General features: G+C 53.8%; 16 protein-coding genes and 2 pseudogenes. 7 read left to right on the plus strand and 11 right to left on the minus strand.

Translation table 11 applies throughout. From position 1 onward, the window contains the following. Positions 1 to 157: 157 nt before the first annotated feature. Positions 158 to 610 (plus strand): DUF3021 family protein, encoded by a 453-nt coding sequence (locus tag OZX74_RS08210; protein ID WP_277156428.1) that lies wholly within the window; start codon positions 158 to 160, stop codon positions 608 to 610. 162 nt (positions 611 to 772) lie between these two features. Here OZX74_RS08210 and htpX read toward each other — a convergent pair whose 3' ends face one another. Continuing rightward, the gene (gene htpX, locus OZX74_RS08215; RefSeq protein ID WP_277156429.1) at positions 773 to 1741 is read right to left on the minus strand and encodes a zinc metalloprotease HtpX; all 969 of its coding nucleotides are present in this window, start codon (positions 1739 to 1741) and stop codon (positions 773 to 775) included. A gap of 319 nt (positions 1742 to 2060) precedes the next feature. Further along, positions 2061 to 3539 carry an FAD-dependent oxidoreductase gene (locus OZX74_RS08220; RefSeq protein ID WP_277156430.1) on the minus strand — a complete coding sequence of 493 codons (1479 nt, stop codon included), beginning with the start codon at positions 3537 to 3539 and terminating at the stop codon, positions 2061 to 2063. A 731-nt stretch (positions 3540 to 4270) separates the two neighbouring features. Here OZX74_RS08220 and OZX74_RS08225 point away from each other — a divergent pair. From OZX74_RS08225 to OZX74_RS08240, 4 genes and pseudogenes are all read left to right on the plus strand, one after another. Further along, positions 4271 to 5344 carry an ABC transporter substrate-binding protein gene (locus OZX74_RS08225; RefSeq protein WP_348519567.1) on the plus strand — a complete coding sequence of 358 codons (1074 nt, stop codon included), beginning with the start codon at positions 4271 to 4273 and terminating at the stop codon, positions 5342 to 5344. 168 nt (positions 5345 to 5512) lie between these two features. After that, positions 5513 to 6327 (plus strand): annotated as a pseudogene (locus tag OZX74_RS08230) (ABC transporter permease). Between the two features lie 208 nt (positions 6328 to 6535). Next, entirely contained in the window at positions 6536 to 8029 is a 1494-nt protein-coding gene (locus tag OZX74_RS08235; RefSeq protein ID WP_277156432.1) for a DUF805 domain-containing protein, read from the plus strand. Positions 8030 to 8345: 316 nt separating this feature from the next. After that, a complete protein-coding gene (locus OZX74_RS08240; protein ID WP_277156433.1) occupies positions 8346 to 8543 on the plus strand; it encodes a hypothetical protein in 198 nt (65 codons plus the stop codon). Between the two features lie 175 nt (positions 8544 to 8718). Here OZX74_RS08240 and OZX74_RS08245 read toward each other — a convergent pair whose 3' ends face one another. Together OZX74_RS08245 and OZX74_RS08250 are read right to left on the minus strand one after the other, a co-directional pair. Then, complete coding sequence (locus OZX74_RS08245; protein ID WP_277156434.1) at positions 8719 to 9693, minus strand: hypothetical protein; 975 nt, start codon at positions 9691 to 9693, stop codon at positions 8719 to 8721. 139 nt (positions 9694 to 9832) lie between these two features. Continuing rightward, positions 9833 to 10501: pseudogene (locus OZX74_RS08250) on the minus strand (histidine phosphatase family protein); the annotation flags it as partial. A gap of 376 nt (positions 10502 to 10877) precedes the next feature. Between OZX74_RS08250 and OZX74_RS08255 the strand changes: the two are divergent. Continuing rightward, complete coding sequence (locus tag OZX74_RS08255) at positions 10878 to 12236, plus strand: MFS transporter (RefSeq protein WP_277156435.1); 1359 nt, start codon at positions 10878 to 10880, stop codon at positions 12234 to 12236. Positions 12237 to 12331: 95 nt separating this feature from the next. Here OZX74_RS08255 and OZX74_RS08260 read toward each other — a convergent pair whose 3' ends face one another. The 6 genes from OZX74_RS08260 to OZX74_RS08285 all read right to left on the minus strand — a co-directional run bounded on the left by OZX74_RS08260 (position 12332) and on the right by OZX74_RS08285 (position 18994). Continuing rightward, the gene (locus OZX74_RS08260; protein WP_277156436.1) at positions 12332 to 12877 is read right to left on the minus strand and encodes a GtrA family protein; all 546 of its coding nucleotides are present in this window, start codon (positions 12875 to 12877) and stop codon (positions 12332 to 12334) included. A gap of 62 nt (positions 12878 to 12939) precedes the next feature. Beyond that, positions 12940 to 14022: a diphosphomevalonate decarboxylase gene (gene mvaD / locus OZX74_RS08265; RefSeq protein ID WP_277156437.1), complete on the minus strand. Its 1083-nt coding sequence runs from the start codon at positions 14020 to 14022 to the stop codon at positions 12940 to 12942. Positions 14023 to 14191: 169 nt separating this feature from the next. Beyond that, positions 14192 to 15322, minus strand: a complete 1131-nt coding sequence (mvk, locus tag OZX74_RS08270; protein ID WP_277156438.1) for a mevalonate kinase — start codon at positions 15320 to 15322, stop codon at positions 14192 to 14194. A 322-nt stretch (positions 15323 to 15644) separates the two neighbouring features. Then, complete coding sequence (locus tag OZX74_RS08275) at positions 15645 to 16598, minus strand: S8 family serine peptidase (RefSeq protein ID WP_277156439.1); 954 nt, start codon at positions 16596 to 16598, stop codon at positions 15645 to 15647. 44 nt (positions 16599 to 16642) lie between these two features. Next, complete coding sequence (locus OZX74_RS08280; protein WP_277156440.1) at positions 16643 to 17941, minus strand: S8 family serine peptidase; 1299 nt, start codon at positions 17939 to 17941, stop codon at positions 16643 to 16645. Between the two features lie 201 nt (positions 17942 to 18142). Further along, positions 18143 to 18994, minus strand: a complete 852-nt coding sequence (locus OZX74_RS08285; RefSeq protein ID WP_277156441.1) for an ATP-binding protein — start codon at positions 18992 to 18994, stop codon at positions 18143 to 18145. A 226-nt stretch (positions 18995 to 19220) separates the two neighbouring features. On the opposite strand from OZX74_RS08285, the gene OZX74_RS08290 reads away from it, so the two are divergent. After that, positions 19221 to 19388, plus strand: a complete 168-nt coding sequence (locus tag OZX74_RS08290; protein ID WP_277157477.1) for a YjzC family protein — start codon at positions 19221 to 19223, stop codon at positions 19386 to 19388. A gap of 313 nt (positions 19389 to 19701) precedes the next feature. On the opposite strand, the gene OZX74_RS08295 is transcribed toward OZX74_RS08290, so the two are convergent. Then, complete coding sequence (locus OZX74_RS08295) at positions 19702 to 21999, minus strand: glycosyltransferase (protein WP_277156442.1); 2298 nt, start codon at positions 21997 to 21999, stop codon at positions 19702 to 19704. Positions 22000 to 22092 lie beyond the last annotated feature (93 nt).

Raw genomic sequence — 22092 nt, forward strand, 5'->3', positions numbered from 1 at the left:
TCATGTCAAAGATATCCGAGCAAAAAGGAATCACTCCATGCTCAATTCTGTGCAGTGCAATTGATATATTGCAATGATTTTACGACACTTACATCAATCATTTGATATACGTCAGATATCTCAAATCTAAGGTATATAATCAAAACATTATACTGGATTGTCCAATAAAAGTAACCGAAATCTCGGAAAGAAAGGCGGCATCACGGAACACCAAAGGACGCTTCTCGGCGAAATCGTTCTCTACGCAGTAGACGGGATCGGTGCCGGCTCATTTTTCTTCCTGTTGGTCAGTGCCGTCGTACCTGGATGGATACCCATCAATCCGCTGAGCATTGCGACACTCTTTATGATGAGCATGCTGATCGGCGAACTGACGTTCTTGCTCAATAACGGAAAACTTGTTGGCTATATCGCCCACTGCGTGCTGACGTTCGCACTCACCATCGCTTGGCTTCTGGCTAATGGCTGGGGTTTCAAAGAGATTCCCGGCGGCCTGGTGAGCGTTGTAGCCGCATTCGTCATTATCTATGCGTTGGTTTGGATTATCGTCATCACATCCAAGAGGATGAATATCAACAAAATCAACAAGAAACTCAGCGAAAATCGTTGACCATATGGAACCCGGCTTCTACACCGATTCATATTCCATAATCCCAGACGAATAAATTTCATTCGTTAACGATAACCTCTTATTGGGATTATCCCTACAAGCATGTCAATTCGGGCGGAAAGATGCCAGCCCGTTTTCGCAACGAAGCGCCGAAATCACCGTTCAGTACGCGACCTGAGCCGATTCATCGGAACCCAATCGATCGAAATGCGACCCTCTATTCGGGCCGGTAGCGACACCCTGCATCTCCTGTGCCATCCGCATCAGCCTATTGATGCGTTCCCGGGTCGGCGGATGCGTGGAGAAAAGGCGGCTGAAACCCTCATCAGAGAAGGGGTTGGCGATCATCATCGCAGCTGCGGACTGGGTACCGGCGGTCTGCGGCATCGGGTTGATGGCCGCGCCGGATGTAATTTTGCTGAGTGCTGAGGCGAGCGCCGCCGGGTCACCGGTGAGTTTGCTGCCATCCTCGTCTGCATCGTATTCGCGAGTTCGGGAAATAGCCAGCTGGATCAGCGAGGCGCCGATCGGTGCAAGAATCGAGCTCAAGGCCACGCCGAGCAGGCCGAAAATCCCGGAATCGCGGTCATCGTTGTCCCGTCCGCCGCCGAAGAACATCAGCATATATCCAAGATAGGTGATCACCGTAGCCATCGCGCTGGCCACTGCCGAGGTGAGGATGTCATGGTTATAGACATGCATCAGCTCATGGCCGAGCACGCCGCGCAACTCGCGCTCGTTCAGAATCTGCAGGATGCCCTGCGTGCAGCATACGGCGGCATGGCGCTCATTGCGGCCGGTGGCGAACGCGTTCGGACTCATGGTCGGAGCGATATAGATGCGCGGCATCGGCTTGCCAGCGCGTGCGGAAAGTTCGCGCACGATGCGGTAAAGCTCGGGCGCCTTCTGCTCCGAGACCTGCTGTGCGCCCATCGAAGCGATGGATATGCGGTCGGAAAACCAGTAAGAAATGAAAGTCGAGGCCAGGCCGATGAAAATATAGTAGACAAGCGTGTCACGGCTGGCTCCGGTAAGCCACCAAATCAGCATGATGATGGCCCACATCAGCCCGAAGAGGAGTGTGGTTTTGAGGCCGTTAAGATGGCCATGCACTTTGATCTTGCCGTCCATATTCAGTAGCCTAACGAATCAGTCTGTAATTTTGCTGAACGCTAGCTGTGACTATGACTGAACACTAGCCATGAGATGCAAGTATCTTGGTCGCGGCAGACCTCTATCCATCTTCCCGCATCGAACTTGCGAGCAAAATCAGGGAAACGGGACTGAAATTCTGATTATCATCGCATGTTCAATTGAACATGCGTGCAAAATCAAGAAAATGCCGGCAAAACACTGATTTTCATCGCATCTTCGAGATGAGTACGCAAACGGCGCCAAGTTCCGAAATGGAAACCTGACGCCATCATGTCAAGCTAATACGTCAGCACCCTCAGCCCAAAGCGAGCGCACGTAGCTGGTCGGGGTCGATGACCTTCTTATGCTCGCGACCTTCCTTCGCACCCTCGGCACGCTCGTAAGCGTCGACCTTCTTCCAGCCGACGAAATCGATGGGTTTGACCCCGCGGGAGGCGAGCAGGCGGTCGATGGACTCGGGATCGCGGTCGGTGGCGATGCAACCCTTGCCGTTCCCGTCGGCATTCTCATCCTTGGCAAGATCTTCGAGCATATTGCCGACGATCAGCAGCGCGTCGGACTTGGTGGAACCGATCAAGCCCACCGGTCCGCGCTTGGCCCAACCCGTGGCGTAGAGACGCGGGCGAACGGTGCTCTTGCCGGTTTCGGCGGTGAACGCAGGCTCGGCGAGAATGCGTCCGTCTTCGTTGGCCAGCACGCTACGCTGCTCGTCGTAGGCCACGCCCGGCACGCTCGCCGGCTTGTAACCGATGGCATGGTAGACGGCCTCGACCGGATAATCGGTGAATTCACCGGTGTGGCGCATCACGCCGTCCGCGCCGGTCTCGGTGCGCTCGACGTGCAGGCCAGTGACCTTGCCACCCTCGCCCAAAACCTCGGTAGGCGCGGAATTAAAGTGAATATAATACTTCTTGGTGGCAGGATTACCTTCAAAATCGACACCGCCACCGTCTTCCATATCCTCGGCCATATCGCGGACAGCGTAAAGCTCCTCGACCATCTGACGAGTGAGCTTGTCTTTGCCCGCCTGCTCGATGGTCTCGTCGTCAAGGTCGAAATCGTCCTCATTGATGACGATCTGAACGCCCGGCAACTTCTCGAGCTCGCGCAGCTCCTGCACACTGAACTTGGCCTGGGCCACGCCACGGCGGATGAACAGGTGCAGCTCGCGGGCCTTATTGCCCTCAATGCCCTCGTAGACATTGTCTGGGATGTCGGTGCGCGCCTTCAAATCGTCGGCATTGCGCATCAGCTCGCGTGAGACGTCCATCGCCACGTTACCGCCGCCGATGACGGCCACCTTCTCGGCACCCAGCGGCCAGGTGCGGGCACCGGTGGGATAGCCGTCGTACCATTCCACGAACCGTGCGGCACCGTGCACACCGTCAAGATCGGCTCCGGGAATGGTCAGCGGACGATCGGCCACTGCGCCGGTGGCGAAAAGCACCGCGTCGTAACGCGGCATCAAATCGTCCAGAGTCAAATCGCGGCCAAATTCCACGTCACAATAGAGGTGGATATCGGGGTTGTCGAGCGTCTTCTCCAACGCGTCGGCGATGTATTTAATAGCCGGGTGATCGGGAGCTACGCCGTAGCGCACCAGGCCGAACGGCACCGGCAGCTTCTCGAACAGATCGATACGCGCATGGTCGGGCAGCCCCAGGTCGGCGGCCTTCTTCTTCAGCTCCCGCAGGAAGATATCGGATGAATAGACTCCCGCAGGGCCGGCGCCGACGACGGCGATGCGAAGTTCGTTGCTGTTGTTTTCACTCATACCTCTAGATTATCGCAACCGGGCATACCATGGAAGACAAATGAAAAGAAAAGTCGATTCGGCACCGAATGCCAATACGCAAAAGCGATACCTCAACATTTCTCGAGCGGTTTCACACCGACAATGTAGCAAATATCACAATACGTCATATAAAATTCGAATCGATACGATGTCTTCGTGCAGCATTGAACGTGAAAAACGGCCCGCAAAGCACTCTTTGCTTCGATAAGCATGCTTTCCAATCACCAAACCGCTGAATATCAACATTCCTTATTTTGCGTCAATGAATTCCACAGCACGGAAGCAACAATCGACTCCAATTAGCCGTTGAGTGCTACAGCGCGTTCGTCGATGACTATATTGGTAAGGGCCGAAGCCTATACTTTAAAGCTGTTCGCGCGGTTGGTGGCAGCAGCTGCGCCAAGATAATTGAGCAAACGCAACAAGCTTGGAACACAGATTCTGCGGCGTTATGGCTGAAAACCCAACCATAACCGCAACTGGTCGGCATAAACCGATTGGTACAGATCGTTTCCTGAGTTTGAAGCACCGGCTTGATTCGTCGCGCGGACTCCTCACCTTTCCGCATGCGTCGCCTCAGCCCGCAAAACAAGGCAAGGTGATTCACAGTGAGCATCAAAACCGATTTTCTGAGGATTTTTAGGGGTAGCAGGCGATTTAGCCGTTCTCGCAATGACGCCAAAAGCAATTTCAATGATTATCGCAAAATAATGCGCAAGGCCACGGCAGTCGTCGGCGTGGCGGCACTTGGTCTTTCGCTTGCCGCCTGCGGCAATAGTTCGGAAAGCAATAACACCACCGGAGCCGACGGCAAATCCACCCTGACCTTCATGCTCGACTGGACGCCGAACACCAATCATGTCGGTCTCTACGTCGCTCAGCAGCTCGGCTATTTTGCGGATGCGGGAGTCAATGTGAAGATCCTGCCGACCGCACAGGCCGGCGCGGAGACCAGCGTGCAGAACGGCGTGGCCGACATCGGCTTCTCCAAACTGACCGATCTGGCCAATGCCGACGCGCATGGCGCCGACCTGAAGCTCGTCTTCGACCTCACGCAGAAGCCAATCGCCCGTTGGTGCAGCCTAAAGAGCCGAACCGACATCAAGACCCCCAAGGACTTCGCAGGCAAGACTTTTGTCACCTTCGGCTCGGCCGAACAAAGCGCCTCGGTACGTCAGATGATCCGATACGCCGGCGGCTCCGGTGATTTCAAAACCGCGACGGCCGGCACCAATACCTTCCGCACGCTCACCAGCGGCAAGGGCGATTTCGCCGGCTTCTACGCCAACTGGGAGGAAGTGGAATCGCAGCTCAACGGCCCGGCCCTGAACTGCTTTGCTGCCGATAAGTGGGGTGTGCCCGGCAATCCCGACCAGCTCGGCTTTGCGGTGAAGAACTCCTGGCTTAAAAATTCGCAGAACGTCGCCAACCTGAAGAAGTTCCTCAAGGCCGCGCGACGCGGATACGACTATGCACTGGCCAATCCCGACAAGGCCGCCGACATTCTGGTCAGCCAAACCAAGACCTCGCATCTCGACCCGAAACTGGCCCGCGCCTCGATGGAAAAAGTGGTGCGTGAAGGCTACTGGAGCGGCAACGGCATGAACGACGAGACCACCAACGGCGAGCCCGGCCAGAAGCTCACCGCAACCGTCAACACCGAGGACGGCCAGAAATACCTCGACTTCCAATACAACGCTGGCACCTACACCGATTCTCATAAGAAGAAGCTGCCCCATGCCCCTCAGGCCACCGAACTTTCGACCAATGAATATGTGGAATAATCACCAATGAGCGCGAATGAGAGCGTGCCGAAAATATTGGAATGCAGATGACCGCAAGGGTTTCCCTAAACTTTCGACACTCCGCCTAGATTGATTTCTGACTAAAGCTATTGGAAATGATCTCTCAGATTTGAATTCATTTTTGTATTTATACCAATGAGGCAATTGATGCACAACGATACGAAAACGCGAAACAAACACCGGAACTGGTGGCGCAAGGCATTGCCGCCGGCCATCACCATCGGCGCGGTGCTTCTCGTCTGGCAGGTGGCGGCGAGCGCACATCTCGTTTCCGAGACCACGCTGGCCTCCCCGCTGCCATCGTCTCGTCGATGATCGCCACATGGCCCGATCTGATGGCAGCAACGGCCGTAACCACCGCAGAGGCCTTGGCAGGGTTCATCATCGCGGTCATCGTCGGCATTGCCGTCGGCATCGGCCTCTATGCTTCGAAAACCGCCAATCGCGCCTTCTACCCACTGCTCGTGGCGGCACAGACCATCCCCATCATCACCATCGCGCCGCTGTTCATGATCTGGTTCGGCTTCAACCCGGCCGGCAAAATCACGCTTGTGGCCGTCTTCGGTCTTTTCTCCGTCGCGGTCGACACTTCAAGAGGCCTCGTCGCCGTGCCCAAGTTCTATCAGGATGTGGCGCTGACCTGCGGGGCGACGAAACTCTGGACAATGTTCCACGTGAAACTGCGCGTCGCCGCCCGCCAGATTTTCTCCGGTATCCGCATCAGCGCCGCCTATGTTTTCGGCACGGCCGTTACCGCCGAATACCTCGGGGCGACCAACGGCCTCGGTGTATGGCTGCAAGGCGCGTTCAACTCGTTCCAGACGGCAATGATCTTCTCAGCCGCCATCGTCGTCGTGGCGATGACCGGCATTCTGCTCGGCCTGGTCTCGCTTGTCGAGCGCGTACTGCTGGGCCCGACAGGCGAGGATGACGCGATATCGCTGGATGACAGCGAACTCTGACAATTCGGACATAAACGTTGCAAAGCGTTGCAACTATTACAAAATCATTCGAACAATAACCTATCCACAGTTGCAGGCTTTCAACATTATCCGTTAAACTGAAAGCAAGATGCGGGCTCGTATCTTCATGCTGTGTCCGGACGATGTGGATATTCGACGATTATCGCAATATGCATATAACGAGGAGCAGTTCAACGAAAGGAAATCGATGAACGACACCAACCCTCAACCAAACGAGGATTACAACAATCCGGAGGACAGCCCGTACACAGCCGGAGGCGCTTCCGGAACCCCAGCCAATCCCGTTGACACGTCGTCATCGAGTGCGCCGCAAAACTTTGTTATTCCGGATATTCCACCGCTCCCCGGATCGGCATCGCAACACCAAGCCCCGCAGGCAACGCCCCAGTACGAAGCACCGGAGCAAACATCACAGTCCACAGCTGCGCAAGCGACACCGCAATACGAGGTACCGCAACAAACGCCCCAGTACGAAGCCCAGCAGCCTGCGCCCCAATATGATGCACCGCAGGCAGCCCCGCAATACAGCGCTTCCCAGCAGGCTCCGCAGTATGACAGCGCTCAGCAAGACTCAAACAACGTTCCTCCTCAATATGCCGCAAACCAATCGATGGATTTTCAAGGCGGGACACCTGCATTCCCGAATGGCGCGCCCAGCCAGCCTTACGGCAATCTGAATCCCAACAATTCCGCCCCTGCGGCAGCCGTCCCGCTGAACAGGCCTTACTATGGGTGCCCGCCAATCGAAGCCGTCAAGCGCTTCTTCCTCAATTACGTCAGGTTCTCTGGCCGCGCCAGCCGCAGCGAGTTCTGGTGGGTGCAACTGTTCCTTTTGATCTTTTACTTCGTTCTCCTCTTCCTTGACGTGCTTCTGTTCAGAAAAGCTGCCGGTTTCATCGATATTATCGTAGGACTTGCGCTTTTCATCCCAAACCTTTCCATCACAATCCGACGCCTGCATGATTCCAACAAGTCAGGCTGGTGGTGGCTGCTGCCTTATGGCCTGGATATCGCGGGCGGAATGATCATGGTGCTATCGATGGTCGTAGGCATCGGTGGAATGGCCATCTCCGGCCCATCCAAATCGTCCTTCGAGACTGCCGGTGCCGGCATGGTCATAGCGATGCTCATAGCTTTCCTTTGCATGCTGGCCGGCTTTGTCTTGGAAATCGTGCTGATGGTGCTTGGCCCCAACCCGGAAGGCGCTCGTTTCGATGAGTCCCTGCCTCCGGAGAGCCTTGTCAACGGCCAATACATGCCGCCGATGAATCAGGGAAATCCGCCAGCCAATCAGTACGGCCAGTATGCCCAGCCGATGCAGCAGCAACAGCAGAACCCACTCGGCGAGCAATATCCGCAGACGACAAGTCAACAGGCTTCCGCGAACTATCCATATGCGCAGCCGGCAAATCCGCAAAACATCGCCGACAACCAATACGGCCAGCCTGCAAGCCAGGAAGGCTTCGGAACCGACCAATATGGGCAGGGCGAAAGCTCGCAAACTTTCTCGTCCATTGAGACGCAGTACCAGTCCCAGCACGAAGCCCACGCCGAAGAGACGGGCCAAAGCCAAAATCCCTTCGGCCAGCAGGACCAGCAAACGCAACAAGGCCAGCAGCCCAATAACGGATTGGGCGCAGAAGACGGCCTTGGAAACAACGTCGATGACCCCGCGAAATAAGCGCTAACCGGCACAACCAAAGGCCCTCCGAATACGTCCATCGGACGAGTTCGGAGGGCCTTTGGTTTGCATCCAAGCCACTATCATCAGTCATGCGCATCAATCCATGCCCATACCGTTTCCAGCCACTTGTCTGCCGGCAATCGGCAATCGTCGGATTACAAAAATTCAATAAATAGAAATAATTTGTACATTTTCCGCGATATCCATAGATGAAGTCATATAATGAGACATCGTCGGCAGAAATGTACGCCCGGCACTTTTAAGCCATCCGGCGCACCGTGACGTGCGTGTCCGACCAGAAGGGAAGATCGTGATGAGCACAACAGATTCAGCCAGGAATCCCGAGGACACCAATCTGAAAGAACCTCCATTTGACGCCAATACACGGCCTGGCGGCGGCCATGATGGCAAGACGAAACTGCCAGGTTCCGGCGGGGAGCCGGCACAGGGATATATGGGACCCACCGATATGAAGTCCGCCAAAACGGATTTCATTGACGCCCAGAACTGAGCCAGAACATCTACAGTGATATATACGGAAATGTGCGCTACCAGCAATATTGCGATAGCGCACATTTCCGTATATATCGGATATCAGAGCAGACCGGCTGAAGGCGACGGCACCAAAGAACGGCAACCCACCAGGCCAAACCCACCGCCTTCGTTAACGGCTACCGGGCCCGAACTTACAGCTCCACCGGTGGCTTGTTCTTGTCTTCCGGAATATCCTTGAATTTTTCGGCCAGCTTGGCCTTCTTGATTTTCTCTTCCTTTTCCTTTTCGGCCTTGGCCACCGCTACGGGATCGTAAACGACGTCATTGTGGTGCTTCTCCCATTCGGCTTTGGCCAGCGGGGAGACGAACCCGGCCACGGCATCGATAGCATTTTCGCCGTCGCCGGAGCCCACCGTCTCAAGATACTTGCCCACCAGGTCCTTGAACTGCCGGCTTGTCAAGTACATGCGTGGAATCGACATGCGCTCGCACAACTCGTTGATATAGAGCATAATCGGCGTCGCATTGCGGGCCGCGGCGTCAACGTCATTGGCGGCATCCACGTCGTTTTCGACCAAACCAAGCAACCCCTCAATCGCGGCCAGTACCACCGCAAAACGCTGGGCCACAGACTCGACGTCAGGACCGTGCGGGGTGGAATCGTCTTCCCGATCGTCGCCCTGCCCGTCTTCGCCCGATACAGCGCTGGCACCGGCGGCCTGCTCGATCTCCTCAAGCGCGGTGGCCACGGCCTTCACCGTTTTCTCATCCCAACCGACATTGAGCTCGCCGGCACCGGCCATCACCAACGAAGTGTCGCCAGACCGGGAATAGTCCTCCATCTGCTCATACGCATCATTGACGTCAATCAACGCGTCGACCATCGACTGAGGGCGTCCCGGTATACTCACCGCACCTTCATAAACGAATTCTGCGTCCGCCATGGGGATTTCCTCGCCGGTAATGACCTCGGCGACGGCCCGGCAGACCAAAACCTGCAGGTCTTCGGCATATTTCGCGTCATTGCTCAATTTCTGCGCCGTATCCAACGGCCAAAGCGCAATGAGATCGACGCCTGCCTGCGCCGCATCCCGCACACCGGGCATCAAAGCCAAACGAGCCAATTCCCCATCCTTGATGATGCCACCCTCAATGTCAACCGCCATATTCGCTCCTTTGCCTCTACTGCCAATTGCCGGTTCTTGTTCTCACTCTATCGTAATCCATCCGCGGCTATGACAACGCCGACGTGCCCACACTCGAATGCGAACCTTCGTGGCGTTGTTTTTTTGGCGCGTATTGTGATTTCACGTCCTTGGCCGGGTTGGCATAGTCGATATGCAACATCTCGCCGGTTTCGCTGTCGTAGGTGATCGAAGTGATCGAGGCGAGCGCGGTGTGCCGCAACAGCATGTTGTGCTCGGGATGACCAGTTTCCAGCATATGCCGATAGCTCCAGATCGGCGACTCATGGCTGACGATGATGACCTGCTGCCCGGGGTGGTTGTGCACGGCCTCTTGCGCGAAATCGCTGACGCGAGCTGCAATATGCTGGTAGCTTTCACCCCAGCTCGGCCGCCACAGGTTGCGCAGCAGCTTGAGGCTTCGCGGCCGCCACAACGCGGCTTTGCCGTAACCGATACGCAGGCCACGGAATTCGTTGCCCGCTTCGATAAGCCGTGGATCGGTTTCAATGGAAAGTTCCTCTTGCCCGCGCGAGAGGCGCACGGGGTTGAGTTCGGCCAGAATCGCCTGCGCGGTTTCACGGGTGCGATCCAAGGGCGAGGAATAGAGCGCCACCGCTTGGTTCATTTGGGCGTTGGCCGCGATATACCGTCCGCTGGCCTGGGCCATGCGCAACCCCAACGCCGAAAGATGGAAGTCAGGAAGACGCTCGTAGAGCAGGTGACCGGGGTTCTCGACCTTGCCGTGGCGGACGAAATGCAACGTGGTCTGCAACGCAATTGACGACATGAACGGCCTTTCCCGGTAACGAATGACTTGTGCCGGACATCGCCAATCACGATGCCCTTTACCCAATAACAGGGTACCAGCGGCTGAGCACGTAAGACACTTTTGATGCAACGGAAGGCTTTTAAACAACCCGACAGATACGTTCGCAAAAGATTTACGTTTTATTCTTCGTTTACCGCGCAATTCACCGCGTGTCGTAGTACATGACCGGTAAAGTATCGAGCCTGAAAGCAGAGAAAAAGGTTATTTTTTATCCGTCTGAGCCACAACTGGTTCCTGCGAAAATCCGCACGAACCGCGCACGACCGGTTTGGATTTCTCCGCTGCCACCAACCGCAAGACTTCCCAACGCATTTTGAAAGGAATTCCTAAAGCCATGCGCTTTATACCCGTCTCTGGCCTCAAAGACGCCTCCCACCGCCTATTTGGAGGCTATGCCGAACTATTGCGCATGCCGCACACCGCACGCTTCGCCATCGGTTCGGTCATCGCGTGCATGCCTTTCCCGATGGTCGGCATGACCATCACCATTTCGGTACAGCATTATTACGGCAACTACACGCTCGCCGGGGCACTGAGCGCCGTCCAGGCCATCGCGTTGGCAATTATGAGCCCCGTACTCGGTAAGCTGGTCGACAAATTCGGGCAGCGTCAGGTTTCCATTCCCACCATCATCGTCTGGATTGTGGCAGCGACGGCGATGGTTTCGTGCATCACCGCTCGCGTGCCCTCTTGGATACTGTTCGTCATCGTGCCGTTCATGTCGGCCATACCGCCGTGGGGCGCAATGTCGCGCAAGCGTTGGACGACACTGCTGCACGGAGACCGTGTGCGCACCGACCGGGCGCTATCACTTTCCGGCGTCTTCGACGAGGCGATGTGGGTCATCGGCAATCCTCTGGCCTCGACCTTGGCCGTGATTTCCGGTGTGCTCGCTTTCTCCGTGACCGGCATGTGCGTCATCGTCGGCGCGCTGATGTTCCTGACAGAACTTTCCACGGAACCGCCATCGCAGACCGATCTCGCCCGCAAAGCCGGCATCTCACGAAAGGAATACCGTCGGCGTGAGGCGCTGAAAGCCGCCAAGTTGCGTGGACGTGCGGAAGCCGCGGAGGAGAAGGCCGGCCTGCTGAAATCCGGACAATCCATCTGGGGGCCGGGCCTCATCGCGATGTGCGTCACCTGGTTCGGCATCGGCGCCTTCCAGTCGGCCGCCGGTATCTCCATCGTCGCCATGGCCACCGAGCAGAACATGCGCCAATGGGTGGGCTTCGTTTCCGCCTGCTTCTCATTCTCCTCGATGATCGGCGCGATCTTCTACGGTGCGAAGAACTGGACGATTCCGCTGTGGAAACGCTTCTACTTCTGCCTGATTGTGGTGGACCTCGGAACCTGCCTGTTCATGTTCGCGGGCAAACTATGGATTATCATGGTCATCTATTTGATCATCGGCGTGTGCCAGTCGCCCACGTGGATCAACGGCAACCAGCTCATGCTCCACTTGGTGCCGCCCACCCGCTTCACCGAAGGTATGGCGTGGACTGGCGCGATGAATTCCATCGGCGGCTCGGCGGGTTCAGCCATCGCAGGCATCTTCATCGACCACATGGGCTCGCACGGCGGATTCCTGGTCGTCACCGCCCTTGCACTGGCCTCGCTTGTCCTGTCTTTCACCGGCTTCAGGCAGATCAAGCAAAGCACAGAAACCCCGATGCTCACACAGGTCGAGGTGTAACGAATTCGATATCTATAGATAAAACGGTCCCGCCTCCCAGTCAAAAGGAGACGAGACCGTTATTTTTAGGATTTACCGCGTTTACACGAACGCTTCTATTGCCAGCCCTTCGGCGTGTGAATTATCGACCACTCGCCGAGCTTCTGGGCGAAGGTCTTGCGCTTGGGCTTGTCTGTAGAAGCCGGGGATGCCGACTTGCCGGCTTCGCCGTTCTGCCCAGAACGGTCGTCGAGCAGCCACTTGCGGATGATGAAGTTCCAGACGGCGACCACCACAGTGGCGACAATCTTGCCGATATTGGTACGCAGAATATACATTGCATGCTGTGCGACAGCCGCGTTGGCAACCATTCCCAATGTGCTCATCCAAATAATCAGGTCGTTGATACCGAGCCCGACCACCGCTGCAGCAAGAAAAATCGAGCCTTCCATCCAGCGGGCCATGTCAGCGCGACGTTTGAACACGTATTTCATACTTGCCCAGTAATTGAACGCCAGCGAAACAAGGAACGAAATCGTACTCGCGATTACGTTGTTCATGTGGAAAGCGGCCACCAAAAGATTCAGCACACCGAAATCAATTACGGCGGCAATGACGCCGACCAAACCGAATTTCACCAGTTGTTCAATAAGCTTTTTCACAAGCAACCATTTAACTACCCGCGCCTGCCAAGTGTCGGCAGGAATGCATAATTACCACTGATTCATCGCATGAAATTATCAACCCGCACGCCGGCACCCGGCCGATGGACCGCAATCTCGCAGCCGGGCAGACGGTTGCGCAGCTCGTCAGCAACACGTTCAGCGTCGCGGCCGTCGGCAAGCACCTTGACGTTCGGACCGGCATCCATCGTCGACCATGCGCCCAAGCCGTCATCAGCGCGAATCGAGGCAACAGCCTTCAGCGCGGCGACAGTCTGCGGCAACCAATAGAACACGGCGGGCCGGCTTGCCATCATCGCCGCGTGCATACCAAGCGCGTTGGCTTCAGTGATCTCGCCCAAACGCTGCACATCGCCCGAACGAATCGCCGCCAGCGCGTCATCCATATCCGTGCCACATGAATCGATCCACGCGTCGTAAAGCGGCGAGGTGGCGATGGTGCGCCGCATGGCCTCACGGCTGGAAATCGGCTTCTTGGCACTGGTTATCAGCACGACGATAATGGCCAGATCCATATCACCGGCATCAACCGGTTCGGCATACGAGCTTTCGTCATCGTGTCCCGCATTCCATTTCACCAATCCGCCGAAAACCGAACGACAGGCCGATCCCGAACCGCGGCGGGCCAAGCGGGACAGGTCGCGCGGGCTCAGCTCAAGCCCGGCAGCCTTCGAAGCTGCCGCTGCGAGCGCCGCAAACGCCGACGCCGAGCTGGCCAACCCGGCTCCGAACGGGACGGTATTTGACGAAGTCACGCAAGCGGGCAATGCAATACCGGCTTTGTCGCGCACGATATCAAGGAATTTCGAGACACGGGCCAGCGATGAGCCTTGCTGCGTTTTGCCATCGATGGTCAAGGAATCGGTAGTCGCTTGAGCACCCGAGCTATCCGCGGTATACGGTTCCACAAATTCGACCGTGGTCCGCGTGGACAGGCCTTCAAGGGTCAGCGAAAGACTCGAGGCACGGGGAATAATCAGACGTTCGTCGGCCTTACCCCAATATTTGATCAGCGCGATATTGGCGTTGGCTACGGCAGTGGCCTTTTTCGACGCATTTTGCTCCGTCGATTTCTCATGCGAAACAGCACACGATTGCCCTTGCGACTCTCGCGTTTCCGCCATATCCGATACACTGACCTTCACAATTGAAGAGTTTATTCCGCTTGCGCAGGCAAGACTATACAAATGCGGCACTATCTACCAAACCCGCAGAATTCAATTACTCATTATCGTCAAATCTTGTTATTTGAGAAATCTTCTACTGCGCAAACCCTGCCTACCCCGCGCTTTATCACGCGGCCACGAAAGACCTGCTGTCGTAACGATTCTCGACTTCATCGCCCGCAAGAGACTTTTCATTTGCGTCTTGATCAAATAGGGGATGAATCCAAACCTCGTGAGCGCCTTCATGCAGCAATGTCCGCTTGACGTTCTTGGCACTTTGCTCGTCAGCGGCCAAAGCGATCAGGCAACCGCCGAGACCTCCGCCGGTCATTTTCGCGCCGCTGGCCCCAGCCGTGCGGGCCGCGTCGACCAGGTGATTGACCAGAGGATGGCTGACGTTGAGCTCATTGAGCAATCCGTGCGCACGGTTCATGCGCTCGCCGAGCATCGCCACCGTCCCCAGTTCGAGGTCGGTTTCCGAAGCGCGGGCCAGCTCGCCGAGTTCGTCCATGACGGACTTGATATGCGCATGATCCCGCTCGTCCTCTTGATGAACGTTGCCCACGGCCTCACGCGTACTCCCGGCGATACCTGAATCCGCAATCACCAGGTAAGCCGGCATGTCGACGTGCATTTTCTCGATATCCCCGGATTCGAAGGCGACCAGATCACGCGAGCAGGTCGTCGCGGCGTCGAGCCCGGACGGGTTGCCGTGCGTGATGATTTCAGCCTCGTTGGTCAGCTTCAGAATCTGCTGCTCGCTCGTCTTGACATCGCAGGCGTCAAGGATCGCGCGAATCACAGCTCCAGCGCTGGCGGCCGAAGAACCCATGCCACGGCCTGCAGGGAACGAACTATCGGTGACCACATCGAAAGCGAGACCAGGATAACCGGCGAATTCCGTAGCGACCTTAACCGCACGTTCAAGACCTCCGAAACGGCTTCCGGCATCAGAAAGCGAACCCTGATAATTCAAGGCTTTGAGGGTGCCACAAGGCTTTTGCGAAGAATCTGCGGAATGACGAAAATCGCTGATGACCGTGCGCGAAGACCGCGAGCCTGCGGCATAGCGATTCGGAGTTTTCAAAGTATCGTAAATACTCTCAGCATTGTTTTGCATCGACGCCACCGGCGTGACCCAGGCCCGCATCTTCAGCGAAAGCAGCGGCGCGGCAACAGCCGGATAGCCGTACACCACGGAATGCTCGCCCATGAGAATGACCTTCGCCCAGGTCTCGCCATACCCCATGTGCACCATCTTGAGCCATCACCTTTCACACATACCAAAACCAAAACGGCCATCAATACTTCAACACTTCCGACAACGATAAATCGCGATTCCAAGCCCGAAGCGGACTTGGCGATCGAGGAGCAGACGTGTTACGTGTCTACGCATTGCGTATCAATCACTCATCACGGTTTTTCCGTCACCGGTATCGGCATTGATTGCCTACCGGTTTCCGAGTCTAGAAATCGATTTGTGAACTGTGCGCGAACGAACGTGAAGATAATGAGAAGGCGATAGAAAGATTATGAAGATAACTTATTTACACGAAGTTATAATAACTTCATTGCCAAAGTCAGTCATCAACATCGTCTTTAACGTCTTCACCAAAATCGATATCGACATCAGCAGCCTGATATACATCAATCATTCTCTTCATATCAAGTTCCGTAAAGTCCCAACCGCTTGCTTGGCAAAGCTGCTTGAATACATCAATACGATTTTCGCCTCTCATTTCACGGAGCGTAACGACTACACTAAAATGGAGTCCTCGCCCTTTTTGCGCATCACTCCGTTCAATCTTACGAATCTTGAAACCCCAAAAACGTTGACCGAAAGTGCTTCTAGGAACAAATATACTTTTCGGAATATCGGATAGATGCTTGACGTTATCCCACTTTCGATTCAGCTTTCGGGCGTCACCCTCGTACGTAAATGCTTCCTCTGAATCTTGTTCATTTTTCTCAAGCGAGCGTACTCCCTTGCCGTCCATTCGCCCGAAGTAGAAATCCAACTCCGTATCCGTATAATCAACTCCCTGTGAACGTTTGCATTCTGGGAAATAACACAAAGTTGCCCGCGCAGTGTATTGATATTTATTTTTATTCGTCGGGACAGGAATCCGATAATTGTATGTCTCAAAATTATCGACAGCGCCTCGGAACACGAAACGGATTTCATCATCAGGAGTCCTGAGGATATCCTCAATCTTCTGGGGTACAATCCCGTAGCCAATTTTTTTGCCATCCTTGTCGTTTGACTGCCACCCAGCAGCTGCGTCAATGAGCAGAGCTTTTGCCGTTTCTCTTGTCAACCCCATTATTCCAATCAGATATGCCAGCTTCCGAGCAATCCATGGAGCAGCAAACGAGGTGCCACCTTCAGGCGTAATCCCATTAGGGCCGTAGACCCACATCGGCTCCTCATCGTCTCCTCCAAAATAAGCGATATCGGGCTTTCTGAAGAATGAGAGTACAGGCCCTACACGGGTATAAGACGCCGGCTGACCAAGCCTGGTAACCGCATTCACAACAACTGAATTGATAGAATCTGCGGGAGAGCCTATGGGTTTTATTATCTCTTTTTCATTATTTTTTTGTTTGTACCGGCAACGACGAATATTACATCATATTTGTGTTGCAATTCGTCAAGTAATGAAGCTACAGAAGAAATGGCATTGGAAAAAATAGGATCTTCTGAACCTAAACTAAGATTCCACACCTTGATATTTTGATTGTTTTCAACGATTGACCGAATCTTCCGATACATGGTAAAAATGCTGTTTTCTCCATCTACCGCCACAGCAAAATGGCACACTCGGAATCGTCCGCAGCCATCATCCAATTCAGGATTCAGGGAGGGTCCATCCACAATAAGAGATGTCACTTCAGTGCCATGGGCATAATCTTCGATTGACTTGTGACCCGCACGAATCTCTGGATCCACCTCGTCGCGGTAATCCACCCAGTCAGAGAAATAGACGCTGGAATCAAAACCAAAATCTATGACACCAATGATTGGCTCATTGCCAGGACGAGGAATACGCCGTGTGTCCCTGCTGCCTTCCCCGTGCGGCTCATAAATAAGTTGTGACATATCCGGCATCTTCATAGCAACCAAATATGGCGCTTCATTCATGAGCTGACGATATTGAGCATCATTCAACCGTACGGTAAGACGATCAATCGCCTCAGCCCTTAATACATCAATACCTAACTGACCTAAAAGGTCTCGAGCATCCTGCTTGATGTCGTAAAAAGTTATCAGCCGCGAGCTTTTGCCCTCTTTCTCGTCCATGTATTGAATGTTGTCCTCACGCCCCTTCTGAGGCACAGAAAAACAACGAACATAATGCACGTCACGTAAGATTTGTGCAAATACTGTTTTCCCTAAATTAAATTTTTGCCCAAGTGGAAAAGCTTTTTTAGGTTTAACGATTTGCTTTAGCCCATCGCTATCAATTGAGCCACCCATTCCATCCAGAATCTGAGCACACTGTAACAACTCATTGCTGGTTTTCTGCAAAGTTGCACGAGAGACGTAATGAGTAATTACATGTTTGGGACACTGCGTATTTGCATCTTCAAACCTTGCCCCAACAATGGTATTACTGGCATCATCCCCATTTTCTGCCAAAAGTCTACGAATTCTATTGCTTTTCGCAATTACAGTGTTGTAGTGAACTTCGACCAAGGCATTAATTGCCACCTGCTTCTCAGCTTTCCAAAATTCTATGACCTTATTCAAATCATTTCGAAGTGCAGCTACTTCCTGCTTGGTAACTTTGGATCCTGCAGGTAACGTCACAGACCCCCTATTCTTAGGAGCCGCTTTCGACTGAAGCTCACCTTTGAGCTGAAGCACATTATTCACGAGACTTTCCTTTCAGTTCACGAGAGGCCGTGCTCTTCGAAACACCACTAAGAACCTCAATCTCCCTTAAGGTAAAACCTTGGGCATCAAGCAATGACACGTCCTTGATTTTACGTTCACCATCTGGTATCGCAGCAACATAGAGTCTTCGAAGGTAATCGTTTCCATCTCCTGGTGAGCTAAAAGCGATAGAGGAACGAATCATGTTCTTGAGCTCCCCGGATACGGGATTTTCTCCATAATTCCGATAATCTTATTGAATAAACGCATATCCCTGTTCACGAACGAAAATTGTTCCGCATATCCGTTCATCAATGAACTTGCTACTTCCGCCAAGTCTTTTTGGGAGTATTTCCCAAAATTAACCATGGCGTCAAAGCGTCTTACCAAGGCTTTATCGAACCGGTCAAAAAGGTTCGTCGTGGCGAATAGGACCAATCTGCCGTCTGATAATGAATCCAAACCTTTTAATAAAGCTGAGGTGGCGCGACCCATTTCTCGCACATCATGCGAATCCACACGATCCATAGCGAGAGCATCGATTTCATCGAATAACACCACCACCTGTTCAGGATGGGTGAAACTGTTCATCTCCGCAAACAGATTTGCAATGTTCTTGGATGTCTGCCCCAACTTACTATCGATCAACACACTAAAATCAACCGTATAGAGCTCACGCCGCAATATCGTCGAAAGTTGTTTGACACTTTCCGTTTTACCCGTACCAGCAGGACCGTAAAAAAGAAACCTGTTGACACCGGCATTGTGGCCTATGGCATTCAACACTCCCTGAAGATCCTTCATGATCCGTTCAGGCAAAGGCAAAGAAGGTTGAGAGACCAGTTCTTTATGCAAGAATTCAGAATGCACAGCTTGCGATGATTGTGGAACAAAAGTGTTGTTGTCGGAGAGCAAAGCGAGCACATATTCAGCCAACTCCGTGTCTCCAGAACGATCAAAATCTTTTGCTATATCGTAAGCCTCATTACGGAACGCAGCATCGTTGTGCTCGGTATAATATCGTATAAGATTCAATACATCGCGCTTTTTCATGGCACCCGTCCTCAAATTAACCAATAAAAACAAGTTACCTTGGAGCAATGACATTTTCGAAAAATAATTTTCAATTTTGTCTTTTCTGTCCCAAGATGTATAGTGATGAATATCGACAAGCTACTGCAATGCAGCGAAGCCGTCTAGAGCAGTTTTCACAATGCTCTCTAATTATTCAACAAAAAATAAATCAGAAGTATTTTTATTTCTTAAAAGGAGAAATATTATGAGCAACAATTTATACAAACCAGGACAAGATAATCTGCCCAAAGGCCCTTATATAGAAGTGGGGCCGAGAGGTGGAAATATCCCTAACCCTCGAATCGTTCATATTGATCCAGGCGATAGACTTCCCCCTACTCAAGAGCAGGGGCACCGTTGGGAACATCGATAATCTTTATCCTTGGACCGACTGTCTGTGGCTCAGTTCCATTAATAAGATTGAGCCACAGCCTTTATTTTTGAATAGCCCCCAGAGACAATTCCGAATCTTCTTGACTGATTTCTGTTCTCAAACTTACTTTTATACTGAGATGTAAATCGTTAAGTCACTTGCCACTATTGGGATTCCGCAATTCTTCACATATGCAGCATCTTTCTTTGTCACAACGCTGTCGCTGTAAAACCATAAAAGAAGACATATTCTCTACAATCCCAAGCAGAACATTGTTATCCTCCATTCTTTTGGTTTTCATCATTAATCACTCTTACGAAGAAAAAATCACACGCCAGAAATCGGGGCTCGACAAATCGGCGGAACGATAGGAATCTGCAAGCGTATCCCACCGCCGCACCAGCGATCTGGCGATTCGATAACATTCACGCAGATTCCTGCGGTACAGCTTGCTGTCGCGTTTCAGCCACGCCGCACCGTTGCCATCGGAAGTAGTGACCAAAGCCGAGCTCACCCCATCGAACGACGGCCAGACCGCGTCTTTGGACTTCATCGCAACTTGAGGCGCGGCATCGTGAGTCCCGTCCTGCCGCGAAAACACCGCTTTCACCACTTCCTTTGCTGCGGCTTTGGCGAGCTCATCACCAGATAATGTCGGACGTAGGTTCTCGAACACTGCCACAGGAGCAGGGAACGCCTCGAGATCTTGAGAAACCTTGCTATCATCAAATCCTTCTCGTGTCTCACGAACATCAGGCAACTTGGTCAAAAGCGTATCAACGAGATTGTCTGGCCCGCGCATCACGTCGCGCAGCGCCATATGGTGCAGCTTCATGCCCGAATACATCAGCTTGACGCCGAGATGGGCATCCTCGTACATCATGCGGAACACGTAGCGTTTCCCGGCGTTCGGGAAGTGGAGCAGTGCGCAAATCCAACGGTTGCGCTGGGCATAGTATTCCTCCCACGTGCGCGAAATGTCCTTGTCGTGCCAGCCTTGATGCCAGACGGCGACCCCGGGAAGACCGACCGTCGGATAACCGTGTTCGCGAGCACGCAGGCCGTATTCCACATCGTCATATTTGATGAACAGAGGAAGCGACAGGCCGATCTCGCGAATGACCGAATTGGGGATGAGGCACATCCACCAACCGCTGTAATCGCAATCGAAACGCGCATGCAGTTCCAGCGAATCGCGAAGCGGCGAAACGGCGAAATCGTGATTATAACTGGCTCCGGCCGGCGGACACGGTTTCAGGCTGCCGCGGTCGAAACGTTCGCCCTGCACGTGCAGCATCGTCCGGTCGTCGAGATGGAACATACCGCCGCCCACCAAAACGGGATGTTTGGCATAATCTTCGAACTGAATCGAGCGCAGCAACGATTCCGGCTCCATGATGGCGTCGTCGTCCAGCAAAATTGTGTAGGCACTTCGGCCCGCGTCGATCGACTCGAGCATACCGCGGGAGAATCCACCGGAACCGCCAATATTGGCCTGCTGGATATAAGTAAGTTGACTGCCCAAGTCCGCAGAGACCTCGTCGAATCCGTCCTGTTCACAGACCTTGTCGCTGCCTTGGTCAATGCAGTAGACCGTGTCGAGCCTTTTGCGCAGCTCACCCTCGCCGGCGATGGCTTTCAGCTGACGCAGACAGTAAGGAGTGCGGTTGAAAGTCGTAATCGCGATGGAACAGGAGGGATGCGTCGCTTCATAGGCAAACACAGCACTCGCGCTATATCGGCCATCACGATGGCTGCTCTCGTCATCCTCTGTGACTTGCGCAAAGTCGGAATCGGCGCCTTGAGCATCCGGACCATCTTGCCCCTTTTGCTCGCAGCGCGGCAGATCAGCCATCGGCACCTGCCAACCCGCGTTACGAATCGTCAAAGCCGGGAACCCAGCCCTACCGCTGCCCATAATGGGACGGCAATACGCGTCAAACCAGAAATACCCGCCGTCCAACAGACCCGAAAGCGGGATTTCAAGAGCTATCTGCTTCCAACCGTTTCCGAGATCGGCCATAACCCCTGCTTGCGAATCGACAATCCGCAAAGCATCATGACCCGAATGACCGGTATACGGATTATCCGATTGCGACTGATCGGCTTGCAGGCCATCAACCGTATTATCATCATCGTCACTATGGAGCTCAAGCGTCTTGACCGTCGAAAACAGACCTCGCGCGGTCGACTTGAACACATTGATTTCGCCTTCGCCACACACCTGCATGACAAGCCTGACTGAACGGACATTCGTCCAGCGCTGCCAATACGACGCCGGAAATGCGTTGAAATACGTGCAGAAAGATATATGGGCACCAGGCTTAAGGAGAGCTGAACCGCGCGAAAGCACCGTGAAATCCGAAAGTTCGTCGCGCGCGGCCCCTGCATCGGCGGTAGCTTCACGCATCGTCTTATCGAAACCGACGGGATTCAATGAGGCCACATCGGCACGTTGCAACTGCGAAACGCTGTCGAACACCGATTCCGGGACATGAGGCCTCGTCCATCGCACCGCATAGAGCGGCATGACGGACTCTCGATCGTCAATCGGGAACACCACCCGGTTGACCGTGTCCCATTGCTTTTGTGCAGAACTTGCTTGAGCCATAGCTTTCAGTATAACTTCGCTGGGGCAGAATATGCGATAACTGCGTAAACCTTATGCAAAACTGCTCGTTTTCCCAGCATAATCCCATAGTCG

It is taken from the genome of Bifidobacterium sp. ESL0798, from assembly GCF_029395415.1.
GTDB lineage: Bacteria > Actinomycetota > Actinomycetes > Actinomycetales > Bifidobacteriaceae > Bifidobacterium.